This is a genomic window from Candidatus Zixiibacteriota bacterium, from assembly GCA_029860345.1.
Lineage (GTDB): Bacteria > Zixibacteria > MSB-5A5 > GN15 > FEB-12 > JAJRTA01.
Genome location: JAOUBJ010000002.1, coordinates 102,306 through 115,484, shown reverse-complemented (window position 1 = coordinate 115,484; position 13,179 = coordinate 102,306). Strand labels below are relative to the sequence as shown.

Genomic DNA, 13,179 nt, shown 5'->3' with positions numbered 1-13,179 from the left:
CCTGTATCAGTGTAGGGCCGGGCGCAGGTGTTGCCACTTGGACCTGGCATGGTTGAGCATATTCTTATTGATGTCCAGACCGGTATAGCTGAACTCACGCCGGATCAACTCCCCGGCATGAGGTGCATGGCCGCAGCCGATCTCAAGCAGACTGTTCACGCCGATCTTTGAAAAGCGTTTCAGGCAGCGTTGCATGAACTCGACTTCGGATGGAATGTCCCGAAAGGAAAAGGCAACTTCGTAGTATTTCGGGTTGTCGTACAACATTTTTCTTACTTGTCTCCTTGTCGGCATGAACGGCAGCCGACGCCGATATTGGAGTACCTGGCCTGGGACGGGGGGCCAACCTCTTCAATAATGACCAACAAGTGATCTTGTTCGCTCCCTTTGTGGACCTGGCTGTTTACTATATGAACAGCCGATTGACGGCAGCATGAACGGTGATATTTAGCTTGTTACCGTTGGTGCCGTTTCATATCATATTTAACTGAAAGTGAAACTGCGCACAGGTGTGCCCGTAACAGCATAAGAGAAAGACCAGTTCGTTGCCGGAAAGCGAGATAGCACTGATCGGTCGAGCCCTTGAGGGAGATCAAAGAGCTTACACCGAACTGACACTAAGATTCAAAGCAGCCGTTTTCCAGATCGTGTTCAAGATTGTGCGCGATAGGGAAACAGCCAACGACTTGGTGCAGGAAACGTTTATGAAGGCTTTTTCCTCGCTGGCGAGTTACCGTTCCGAGTTTCGTTTTTCGACCTGGCTGTATAAGATCGCGGCCAACAGTTCTATCGACCACCTTCGAAAGAAGCGGATTCAGGCGCTCTCGCTGGACCGCAAACTGGAGACCAAGGATGGTAGCGTCGAAATCGAGATTCCCGACTACTCGTACCATCCCGGGCGAACCCTGGAGCGCAAAGAACAGAGGCTGTCGATCGAAGAAGCTATCGCTTCGTTGCCGGTGAAGTACCGCGAAGTAATCGTCTATAGACACAAGGATGATAAATCATACGAAGAAATAGCCGATCTACTCAACATACCGGTTGGAACGGTGAAAGCGAGGATATTCAGAGCCCGCGAACTTCTTAAGAAGAAGCTGAAGAACGCGCTCTGAGAACCGGATGGAGGTCTTCTCGACATGCAATGGCGCACAGCCACCATATCGTGGTTAGTTGGTATCCTCCTATGGCTGTCCTACTCGCCTGTCGTGGCCGAGGCCTGGTTTGAGTTCGAGAAGTCGCTTGAAGTCCATTCCGCTGTCGAGTTGGATCTTTCGTTGACGGCCGGTGATGTTTATATCACCAAGGGTAGCGGCAACCGTCTCATCATCGAAGGAGTCAAGCGGGTCTGGGGACGCGATTTTGAAGATGCCAAACGTGTCGCCGACTTGATCGAGATCGATGTCCGTCAGGGCGGCAACCAGGTTGTCATCGCCACCAACTATCTCCCCCTCGACCCTGATGACAAGTCACTGCTCGGCAAAAAGTTTGAGAACGGGGCGGCGCACTACGGAAATGTCGACTATCGCATCACCGCACCCGCCTTCGCCAAAGTTGTGATCCACGCCAAAGCCGCGCAGATTGAATTGAGCTCTGTCAACGCAGATGTAGCCATCGAAAACGGGCACGGCAGTGTCCGGGTCGAGTCATTGTTCGGGCCCTTAAGAGTTCGCCAAACCTCAGGGGACATCGACCTGGCCAACATTGAAGGTGCTGTCGATATCGAAAACGGCTCCGGCGATACGCGCTGCGAGTTTCTGATCGGCGATGTGACTCTTAACCAGGCCGAGGGTGAGGTCGACCTGAAGTGGGTGGAAGGTGACATCCGAATCAAGTCTCTCTCCGCCGCCGTGCAAGTCCGTCAGTTGCAGGGCGCCATCGACCTGGAGAACAATGACGGCAACGTATATATACAAACCGAGCTGAATAGTCCGCGCGATTTCTTTGTCCGAACCGGCTCCGGCGCCATTCGGTTTTCCGTGCCCGAGAAGTCAGCCGGAGCACTCAAGATTGAAACAGAATCCGGTGTCATCTCAACCGAGCTGCCGATTTCGGTGGAGGCTATGACAGCTAATCAATTGAAGGGTGTCTTCGGACGCGGCGGAACTCAGATTGAATTGATTTCCAGTTCGGGCGACGTCACGCTGGCTGCCTTCTGAGCCTTGGTGACTTACATAGGACGTTGATAGTACGATGAGGAGTATCTCCTCCAAACATGCCTGGATTGTCGCTGCTGCGACGAGCCTCCTCCTGGCCGTACCGTCCGCCGCTCAGCGGACGGATGAGGGCTATGCTCCGGCCGACACCACTTTCTACGAAATCATGCTAAGTGACGAAGGCGTGGTCGCGGTTGATACGGCCGGTTATGACTGGTATTATGACTTTGATCGCGGCCGCTGGGAAGCCGGCATTCCCGAACCGGACGAGGTGCCACCGCCCCAGGACGACTTCGGTATAGGCGGCCAAGACCCCATCGCCGAACGCTGCACGGTTGAGAAATGGATTAAACCGTTCGAGACCAGGCCGGTCATGGTGGGGTATGATGAGTACGTTGATGGTGACATCACCGTGCTGGGCCGAGTGACGATCAAAGGCTGGGTGATCGGCAATGTTCGATCACTTGACAAGCGCGTCCTGATTACCGAAACCGGCTGGGTCGACGGCGACATTCAGGCTCCGAAAGTAATCGTGCGTGAGGGCGGCTTTGTCGGCGGCGACATCCTGGAGGAGGATTTTGATCTGAGTTCGCCGTTCTCGGTGGCCGGCATCATCGTCGCCGCATCATTCACCGGTCTTCTTTTGCTGTCGGCGCTTTTAGTGATTACGGTGGCGCCCCGTCACACTGAAAACTTGTGCAACTGCATCGAAAACAGCAAAGCCAAGACCTTCTTCCTGGGCTTCCTGTTGTGGCTTGTGATGCCGTTGTTGATGGTGTTGGTCACTATCACAATTGTCGGCGCCTTTGTAATATGGGTGGTCCCGTTGGCCTATGTGGCCGCGTCGATCCTTGGCATGATTGCCTTCGGTAACATGGTCGGTCGCGTGCTCTCGCGACAACTTCTCGCAGGCGAAAAGGGTCGCCTGTTCCAGACACTGGTGGGCATACTTTTAACCATGAGTCTTTGGTTCGTGTCGGCAACTTTGCTCGGCGCCGACGGCGGCCCGGCCGAGGGGTTCGGGGTGTTCTTCCTGGTGCTGGCAATCCTGATCACAGCTTTCCCGGTAGCATCGGGAGTGGGCGCGGCTTTTCTCACTCGTTTCGGATTCCGCGAATACCTGGACTGGAAGGATCGGGCCAGGGTCGCCACCGAACCGCCACCTCCGGCGCCACCGCCGATACGGCCGGACCGGTTGTCGCCGGAACCACCCGATGGTACGACCACGATCGATGAAACTTGACGGGCCAGGCAGCGTAGATAAGACTCAGAAGATAGACCAAGTTCAGGAGGACCTGCGATGGTTCGACGGTTGACAACGATTACTATTGTACTGATTCTGGTTGCGGCAGTAGCCGTTGTGGCCGGGAGAATCGAACACTTTTCCAAAGAAATTGAGGCTGAAGGGGCGAAGAAAGTCGATGTAGTGATCGATCTCGCTGCCGGCGAGTTTTATATCACCACCAAGGATATGGCCCAGGTGGCCACTGTCGAGGTCGAGTATGATTCTCGACGAATTGAGTGTGTGGTCGAGTACAATGTCCATGGTTCCACCGGAGAGTTGCTCCTGGAGTCGGCTCTCAGGCGCAAGAGGAATATCGATACCGAAGAGAACAGGTGGGAGGTGGTGCTTTCTGACCGCTACCCAATGACTTTGGAAATGGAAGTGGGCGCTTGCGATGCCGAGATTGATCTTGGCGGGATTCCCCTGACCGAACTAATGTTGGAAGTTGGAGCCGCGTCCGGGGAGATAGACTTTTCCGAACCAAATCCGGAGCGACTGGGTGAGATTGATATCGAAGCCGGAGCTGCCTCGGTAGCCATTATGAACATAGGTAACGCCAATTTCGAACAGTTTAGTTTCGAGGGGGGCGCGGGATCGTTCGAACTCGACTTTCGCGGCGATTACAAAGACGAAGCCGAGATCAGTATCGAAATCGGACTTGGTTCGGCCGAGATTATTCTGCCCAGAGATATACCGGTGCGCGTTGAGACAGGCGATCCGGGGTGGTTTTCTACGGTCGATTTTCACAATGACGATCTCGATGAAGTCGACGATGGCGTCTACGAGTCAGATGACTTTGAAGATGCCGATGTTCGGATCTATCTGGACCTGGAAGTCGGTCTGGGTTCCATCGACATTTATTTCAAACGCTAAGGGCTGACACAGCAGAGTCCAACATTATCCGTGAAACAGGCTACGGCTGGGTGGTCGTCTCAAGCCTTGCTTGGGACGGGGAGTATTTTTGGACGTCCGCTACGGCCGATTAGCGGTTCTGCCCTACAGGACAGCTTGTGGTTTCCAGCGCACACCACCAACTGAGAAACACCGTTCGACTCCGCTCAGAGCAAGGGTTCAAGGCGGGAAAAGCATGAGACCCATTTATGGGTGATTTATCACCATGGTACAAAGCGCTTGCCGATGAGTATAATAAAGCGATATACTCAGGCCGGTGAAAGCAAGGCCGGTCGGATGACGTTAGGCACCGTGAGGCAGAGAAGGATACTCTTTACTCGAACAGGAAATCGCGATGATTAAACACATAATGATAGCAATTCTGATAACGACCACAACCGGATCTTCTCTGTGGGCGGGCGCAGCTCAAAAGGAAATCTATAGCGCTCGTGACAAGGTCATGCCGGCGGTGGTACACATCCAGCCGGTGATCAAGAATTACCGCACGGGGGAATTGGAAAAGCAAGCCGTCGTGGGTTCCGGCGTAATATTCCATCCGGACGGATATGTGGTAACCAACTACCATGTGGCCGGCAAATCCGAGAGGATTCTGTGTACGCTTGCGGACAAGGAAGTAGTGCCGGCAGAATTCATCGGTGGCGATCCACCAACAGACATCGCCGTCATAAAGCTGAACCTGGAGGACTACCACGGCACGATCCATGTAGCCGATTTTGGCAACTCGGACTCAACAGAGGTTGGCCAATATGTGTTGGCCATGGGTTCGCCTCTGTCCCTTTCGCGCTCGGTGTCGGCCGGTGTCGTCTCCACCAAGGATCGCTACTTCTCCAGCGATGTGCGGCTACCCACGGGTGAGCGTACCGGACGCTACAACCTCTGGATTCAGACCGATGCGGCTATCAATCCCGGCAATTCCGGGGGACCCTTGGTGAACATGTCAGGCAAGGTGATCGGCATCAATTCGCGGGCAAGCATGTTTGCCAACAACCTCGGATTTGCTATACCCGTGAATATCGTCAAAGAGGTTACGACCGCTATCATGGCCGACGGCAAAGTCACTCGAAGCTGGATTGGTCTGCATTGCCAGGCCATGCAGGAGATGGAAGACTACTTCGGGACCGAAGATAACTCCGGGGTATTGGTGTCATCGATTGATGCCGGTTCTCCGGCCGAAGCGGCTTTTTTGAAAGCCGGCGATGTAATTCTGGAGGTTGACAATCAGCCGGTATCGGCTCGGTTCATTGAGGAATTGCCGAATTTCTATGCGCTGATCGCCAACCGTGAGCCGGGCGACGACATCGAACTCACGGTGCAGCGAGGTAGTGAGGAATTTCGATTCTCCCTGCAGACCAAACTGCTCGGCGATTTACAGGGGGAGGATTTTGAATGCAAGAACTGGGGCTTTACCGTGAAAGCTATCACCCGCCAGATGCAGATAGAAAGACAATTGGATGACACTGCCGGGGTCCTGGTGGTCGGTGTCAAGCGGGTCGGTACCGCCGACCAAGGTGGGCTGAGACGGTCCGATGTCGTACTAAGCGTGAATGACCACCAACTGAAGGGGCTGGACGATTTCATGCCTCTGTATGATCAACTCAGTCAGAAGGACGCTGAGACTATCATGTTGGTGGTAAAACGGGCCGGAGCCAGAAGATTCGTTCTACTGAAAACCGAGGATGAGCAAGGAGAATCAACCGATGAGTGACGCTGTGATCAAGAAGCATTCGAAATACGCGGCCACACTTCTTGTGGCGCTGATCGGCCTCGGTTGGATGGCGCCGACTGCCCAGTCGCAGGAGTTTGATTTTGAGCGACTGCAAAAAAGAGTCCGCACCTACACGGTCGTGATCGACATGGACCTCGACCTCGCTTTCGGCATTCATAGTTCAGAGCAAAAGGAAAGGTACATCGCCACCATCGTCACCGAAGACGGCCTGATTATTTTCAACGGTAGCGATCTTGCGGGTGGTGGCGTGATCGGTGGTATGCCGGGAGTAAATGTCTCGGTGACCCCTCGGCGCATTGAAGTCTCCACACTTGACGGCGCCACATACGATGCCGAATACCTCGGGGTTGATCGGTACACCGGAATCGGCTTCGTGAAAGCCACCGCCGATACCTCGCTGGAATTCGAACCGATCAAATTCAAAACCCGACGACGGTTCGAGGTCGGTGAATGGCTGGCCTTGTACATGCTTCTGCCTGAGTTCATAAGCCCGCCCTTGACCGCCGATATCGGAATGGTTTCGTCGGTGGTGGCGTCGCCCGAATCGTTCCCGCTGACGGTCGGATTCAACTCCTTTCAAATGACCTCGGTACTTTTCGATGAAGACCTCGAACCGGTGGGCGTTTTGGGGATGCTGGTCGATCCGGCTCGGGCCAGCCTGGAGGCCAACGGTTTGATGGAAGCACTGGGGCAGTTCGGCATGCCCTTGTTGGGCGTCATCTCCGGTGACAGACTGGCCAAAGTAATCGCCGAACCACCCACCGCATCCGGCGGAGAGCGTGGCTGGCTGGGTATCCGACTACAGGCGCTGACCGCGGAACTGGCCGAATACTGGCAGCTTGAGACGGGCGGCGGCATAATCGTCAACGAAACCGTCAAAGGCTCCCCGGCCGACAAAGCAGGCCTGCAAGTTGGTGATGTAATCGTTTCGGTCAACGGGGGACCGGTCGACGTAGATCGGGAAGAAAACATATCGATTTTCCAGCGCCGCATATCGGAGTTGGGACCGGAAGCTTCTGTGGAAATGATGATCCTGAGACCGGCCAACGGAGACAGCGACACTCTCACCCTGTTGGCTACGTTGGACGAAGCTCCGATCGGCGCCACCGATGCCGAGGAGTATGAGAGCACTCCGTTGGAGTTCACCGTTCGCAATCTGGTCTTCGACGACTACTTCTTCCTGAACCAGGACGCCGAGACTTTCAAAGGCGTTTTTGTCTCTGAGATGGCTCAGGGCGGACTGGCCGCTATCGGCGGGTTGCAGATCGGTGATATTGTCCAGCGAATAGGCGACACCGAGATCGGCTCGGTCGATGAAGCGCAGGCGGTTCTGGAGAGTTTGGAACAAAGCCAACCGACCGAAATGATACTGTTTGTCTGGCGCGCCAATCAGACAATGTTCGTCAACATCAAGACCGACTGGCAGTGAGCGATAAATCGCTTTTACGCGCTCCGCGCGCCGCGGCTGTCATGCCGGACTTGATCCGGAATCCATCTTCTCCCGTAGGGCAGGATCCCTGTGATCCTGCCATCTTCGGCGGCATCGCAGGGATGCCGCCCTACGGTGGTGTGGGCGGCAGACGCCCTCGTCTGCCCCAAAGCCGCTCGCATACACCGCTTTACGCGGGCCGCGCGACGCTCCGAAATGGGTTCGTTTCTCGGAAAAAGTACTTTCTGAGATGTCCTGTCCGCGTAGATGGGTTCGTTTCATTGATTTTTTTTCTGAGGTTGAAAGAACTTGTATTGTTTTTGTCGAGATAGGCAGAGTTGACCGTATTGATTGGCGCACTTCGGGATTTGCGTGGCATGGTTTCATACTAACGAGCGCCCCGAAGTTTTCTGTAGTGGATTGGTAGGGTTTTTGTGGGAGTGATATGAGCGTTTCAAATGCGGCTTGCAATAGTGGGACATACGGCCTTTTCGGTTGATCACAGAATGCGATTACGGTATACTGAATAGCGGACAAAGCTGTCGATTGCTTGAAGGCTGGACCTTACGTATCTATCGAGGGAATAATGAATTCTGGGACGAGAACCATTGTAAAGTTCTTACGCGAAACTCCATTGCAGTCAGAAGATGATTTCAAGAGAGTCAGATTTGGACACAAAGACATCGCGAACACACTCACAAGCATTGTGAGTATATGCGAAACCCCATTTACGATAGGTCTTTTTGGGAAATGGGGCTCAGGTAAGAGCAGCATCGCCTATTTGGCTGCAGCCGCGTTGCGCAAGAAAGGAATCCCAACAGTGATCTTCGATGTGTGGAAGCACGAAGGAGACTCACTGAGACGATCCTTTCTCAGAGAATTTGTTCGTCAGATGAAATCGCCGGAAAATGATAACTTAGATGCTGAGTTTGAACTTGATGATCGCATGAATAACGCTGTGACACGCGTGAACGATGGGGAATTCAAAGTCAACTGGACCAAAGTGAAGCAAGCTAGAACTGCGTTTGTCTTTGCAGTGGCTGTACTTGTGGTATTTGCGCTCGCAGCATCATACTTCGATCTCATACAAGTGTACGAGAGAATCCTAGGTTTTACGCTGGGGTCTCTGTTGGGAGGGGGTTTCCTACTTTGGCTTGTCAAGAATGCGACACAGTTTCTTGGGACAGAAACAACAACGTTTTCAGTTGAGCGTCTCTCGGACCCACACGAATTCGAAGACGAGTTTGTACGCATCCTTCGGGAGACTCACAGGCCCAAATGCCTAATTGTATTTGATAACTTGGACAGAGTCTCGCACGAGCTAGCTCTCAAGAGCCTGTCAACAATAAAGACCTTCTTGGAACCGAAAGATATAGAGGTCGAGGAAAAGTCCGTCGTGTTTCTTATACCCTGCGATGATTCCGCAATCCGTGAACACATCCGAGCGGTTTATGTTGCACAAGCAGCAAACAACTCAAAGAGTACTTATAGCCCAGATGAGTTTCAGAAGAAGTTCTTTAATACTGTTGTCAGAATTCCCGACTTCTATCCTACTGAACTTGAATCTTTCACCGTGAGCTGTTTAGAAGAAACCGGACTGAAGGACCTATCGGACTCCGGCATCGCTTGGATGATAACCTACGCATATCGCGACAACCCGAGGCAGGTAATACAGTTTGTAAACATTCTGTTATCCCATTACATGCTAATACAAGAACGGGAAGGGCAAGAAAGGGATTTTGAACTGGGATATGCTAAGCGCAATCGGAGGGAAATCTGCCTCTTCTTACTCCTTCAGCATCGCCACCCTGACTTAATGGCTGAACTCACATCACGAGGGATAGGCGCACTGGAAGATATACCCGATGATCTTGGCCGCAAGGAACTCAATGAGGACCTAGAATCGTTGCGGTCACTTGCCAAAGACGTGTCTTCTGTTGCCAAGATTACGAACCTGCGACCGTATACGGCACTAAGGCAATCGGATCAGGAAAGGCATTTCCCCGGTCTTGATAGATTGTATGTTCTATGTGAGGATAACAAGATATCCGACGCAATAAAAGCTGCGGAGGATATTCCACAGATCAAAGAGAATCATTTGGACTTCGTTAGGGCCGTTCAAGCAGAGTTCGGTAGCAAGCGTAATCCAATCACGGCCGCATACTTCTTGAACTCCGTTTTGCACGTGCTGGAGGCCTTGAATATTAAGGTGGACTCCACTCGGTGTTCTGCAGTTTACAGTGCCATGGACTCGCGCCTGCGGAAGAGAATCGAAATCATTGCACCAGGTCTCTTGAGAAGGACATTGCTACAGGTATGTCCACACTTGGCTCCGGCTTTGGGCGAAATGTGGATGGACAGAATTGAGGACATCCTCGGTGATGACCACCTGAAGAAGAAATCAGGTGCCTTCGTGAGGGTGGCTCTTGAGGAAATGGCTGATAATGAGACGCTTACAGTAGGTTTCGAGGGGCGCATCAAGAGCAGTCTCACCGCACATTTTTCTGGCGACATTGAGGTGGCGAGACAGTTCACTCAGACCGGGGAACAACAGCAAAAATACCTGGATGCCAAGTACGTCTCAGACTTTACTAGGTCAATATCTGAAACTGACATTCTGTTGCTGGAGAACGAAGATTCGGATAAACCCTTATGCCCATCACGCCTGTACATTTTGGGTAAGTTTCTGGACAACCTGCTGCCGGTAAGCGTGCTCAGTCTTGCCGTACCGAAAATAACCTTGCTCATGGATACTCTGAGGGAGGGAGGCTGGGAAAGTGAGCATTCTACGAGGTGGAAGGCATTGATTCGGGGTGTGCTGGAGTTTGTAGTGTCGCATGAGACAATTAGTCACGATGATGTTCCAGAGATTGATGAGTTATCAGATGCAGCGATAAATACCTTTAGTGCAATCCCAGGAGCGGAACAATGCATCGCGGTGCCACTGATGGAATTGTTACTCGACAGGGCATCTGAATCGACAGCAGATCGACTTCAGGAGCACTTAAATGAGTTTTATGCAGAAGCTAATCTGGGCGGTTTGAAATATGTTATTGATTTAGTGGACGACAGAGAAGGTTTTGTTACTGTGTCACGAAATGCGGCAACACTCAAGGATCGCGCGATGTCGGATCCACTCATATTCGCATATTTCTATTCACATTTGTCAACAGGCCGCAGATCGGATTGGTTAGTAGAGTGGCTCACCTATGATACGAAATTAGCTTTAGAATTTGTGAGGAAGAGGGGCTATCGCATACCCCAAAAGGATAGATTCTTGCGAGCCGTTCTCGAACTGGCAGGACAAAGCGATATTACGATGCGCTCCGGATGCTATGAGGTTCTAAACGCTACCAAATGCAATAACAATCTACAGCTAGTAGAACAATATATCACCCAGGTGATCGAACTTATACGTGACGTGGACTCATCGAGCCAAGAAGCAGCTTTCAAGGCCATTCAAGGGATGGGTTTCTTGGATCGCCTCCAAAAGAGGGAGATCACTAAGGCAGCATTCGTTTGGGTGATCGGACTTCCGCCGAACGAGAGATTGCAGTTGAGTACACTAAGATGCATTGAATTCTGGTCGCCCCACCTAACTACTGATGAGGCGGATCAACTTGTCCCATTATGTTTTGACGACCTTGTGATCAAGTCGCACCAGACTGATACAATAGACCTTGGATTTGGCATTCTTGTGAAGGCATCACCCTCGTACTTGGATAAGGACAGGAAGCTCAATTATGACGACCTGAAGAGAGCTTACGAAGAGGAAAGTGACGTGTTAATCAAGCAGGCTATCGCGAGGGGTCTGAACCGTCTAAAACCGTCTAAGCCTCAGAGGGGCGAAAAGACATATTGGGCCTGGGTAGATTCGCTTCCGCTAGAATAGCCTCCCGCTTTGCGGCCTCGCGTCGAATTTCCCCTTTCTCAAAGAGCTTGCACGGGAATGCGTCGGGTAGCCTTATCCCGGGGCAAGCCCACGGGCCACCCAATCTACTGAGTCTCCGTACCCTCACACTTTCCCCACAACATCCACTTTAATACTGGCAGCAGGTCCGTTGGTAAAGGACCATGTTATGCCTACAAGCGAAAAACAAATAGCCGCTAATCACCTGCAAAACCACCCCAATTCACGCTGGTCTCAAAATCACCACAGATACTATTTTGCAAACTTGAAAAGGGCCAAAACGAACCCACTTCATACCCGCCCCTCGACTCCGCTCGGGGTGACATTGTCAGGTCTCCAAGAAAAGAGAGACCTGACCGGCCACCTGGGGCAGACGAGGGCGTCTGCCGCCCACAAAACCCGCCCCTCGACTCCGCTCGGGCTGACACCCATAAATGGGTTCTTTACGCTTCGCGCATTGTCGAAACCCGCCTGCGGCGTCCTCGCAATGACGGTAAACAGGTGTCGGGCGGGGTCGCCGCGACACCACGGCTCGGACACAGATGGCGGGTTCACGCCACGGCGCACAGGCGATGACAGACCCGCCCTACAGCCTCACGACAGAGTCTAGTGGCTCGAACAGTCTGCATCCGGTTGCGGTAAGGCAGTCGACTGCGCATGTTGCCCCGCCACAAGTATAACCAAACAACTCGAACCTCCACCTCTGTTCACATCCAGCCGATGAGTAACCCACTGCCGCCCACCAGCGTCACGATCCGCCTGTGCAACTATTGAACAGCTTAGAAACCGGTCATGGCTTTTCGGCCTCAAGGCATGAGGTTTGCACTAACTGTTTCCGGCGGCTTCGTGGAAATGAGTCACAACCGCCTGAGAACGCAAGTAGATAATGAGCAACCGAAAGGATAGTCGATGAAACGACATGTGCTAATGATTCTCACAGCGACCGTGCTGCTACTCCCCACCCTGGCCGGCGCGCAATTCACCAGTTTTGCGGGTTCCGTCTCGGTCGACATGGTCCAGGCTGAACCGGGCCAGAGTTTCGAAGTCAATGTTCGAATAGTCGGCAATGATCTGGCTATTGCCGGGATGCAACTGCCGCTGAAGTACAACAGCCCGCACCTGACTCTGGACTCGGTTTCCTATACTACTTCGCTGAAACCGGGCGGTATGAGCGCCATAAGTCTGATCGATAACGCTTCCGACAGCGTGGCAATCAGCTTCTATCCCAATTACAATGTTTTTCCGGTGACGACAATGCCTGACTCGGAGGGAATCCTGGCCACCATGCATTTCACCCTATCCGGGCTGGCGCCTGTTGGGACTATCGCCATCGACTCAATCTACCACGGCAATAGTCCGATCGTCTGGTCCGGGATCGGTTTTTCCGACGCCCTGGGGGAGGAACTCAAACTACCGGCCGCCTTTATTCCGGGTCAGATCACAGTCCAAATGCCCACTGGGGTTGATGATGAATCCGACGGCCAACTGCTCCCCAACCGATTCGAGATGGCTCAGAACTACCCCAATCCGTTCAACCCGACTACAGTGATTGAGTTTGCCCTGCCCACCGCCGGCCTGGCAACTCTTGAGGTGTTCAACGTCCTCGGCCAGAAAACGGCGGTGCTGCTGGATCAGCGTATGCCTGCCGGTGTCCACCAGGTTGAGTTCGATGCCGCCTCATCCCCCTCAGGCATTTATTTCTACCGCCTTTCCACAAAGGATAAGAGTCTGACCAAGAAAATGATTCTCATAAAATAATGCTCT

At 52.8% G+C, this 13,179-nt stretch carries 9 protein-coding genes; 8 read left to right on the top strand and 1 reads right to left on the bottom strand.

The genetic code is table 11. From position 1 onward, the window contains the following. Positions 1–6 precede the first annotated feature (6 nt). Entirely contained in the window at positions 7–267 is a 261-nt protein-coding gene (locus tag OEV49_02600) for a class I SAM-dependent methyltransferase (GenBank protein ID MDH3889948.1), read from the bottom strand. 278 nt (positions 268–545) lie between these two features. On the opposite strand from OEV49_02600, the gene OEV49_02595 reads away from it, so the two are divergent. The 8 genes from OEV49_02595 to OEV49_02560 all read left to right on the top strand — a co-directional run bounded on the left by OEV49_02595 (position 546) and on the right by OEV49_02560 (position 13,173). Further along, on the top strand, positions 546–1,112 hold the full coding sequence (locus OEV49_02595; GenBank protein ID MDH3889947.1) for a sigma-70 family RNA polymerase sigma factor: 567 nt from the start codon (positions 546–548) through the stop codon (positions 1,110–1,112). Positions 1,113–1,136: 24 nt separating this feature from the next. Beyond that, positions 1,137–2,156 carry a DUF4097 domain-containing protein gene (locus OEV49_02590; protein ID MDH3889946.1) on the top strand — a complete coding sequence of 340 codons (1,020 nt, stop codon included), beginning with the start codon at positions 1,137–1,139 and terminating at the stop codon, positions 2,154–2,156. 34 nt (positions 2,157–2,190) lie between these two features. Next, a complete protein-coding gene (locus OEV49_02585) occupies positions 2,191–3,396 on the top strand; it encodes a polymer-forming cytoskeletal protein (protein MDH3889945.1) in 1,206 nt (401 codons plus the stop codon). A gap of 57 nt (positions 3,397–3,453) precedes the next feature. After that, positions 3,454–4,311, top strand: coding sequence for a toast rack family protein (locus OEV49_02580; protein ID MDH3889944.1), 858 nt, complete (start codon positions 3,454–3,456; stop codon positions 4,309–4,311). A 373-nt stretch (positions 4,312–4,684) separates the two neighbouring features. Continuing rightward, complete coding sequence (locus OEV49_02575) at positions 4,685–6,055, top strand: trypsin-like peptidase domain-containing protein (protein ID MDH3889943.1); 1,371 nt, start codon at positions 4,685–4,687, stop codon at positions 6,053–6,055. Beyond that, a complete protein-coding gene (locus tag OEV49_02570) occupies positions 6,048–7,505 on the top strand; it encodes a PDZ domain-containing protein (GenBank protein ID MDH3889942.1) in 1,458 nt (485 codons plus the stop codon). The genes OEV49_02575 and OEV49_02570 overlap by 8 nt, the downstream gene beginning before the upstream one ends. 586 nt (positions 7,506–8,091) lie before the next feature. Next, positions 8,092–11,397 (top strand): KAP family NTPase, encoded by a 3,306-nt coding sequence (locus OEV49_02565; GenBank protein ID MDH3889941.1) that lies wholly within the window; start codon positions 8,092–8,094, stop codon positions 11,395–11,397. Between the two features lie 927 nt (positions 11,398–12,324). Next, the gene (locus OEV49_02560; protein MDH3889940.1) at positions 12,325–13,173 is read left to right on the top strand and encodes a T9SS type A sorting domain-containing protein; all 849 of its coding nucleotides are present in this window, start codon (positions 12,325–12,327) and stop codon (positions 13,171–13,173) included. Positions 13,174–13,179 lie beyond the last annotated feature (6 nt).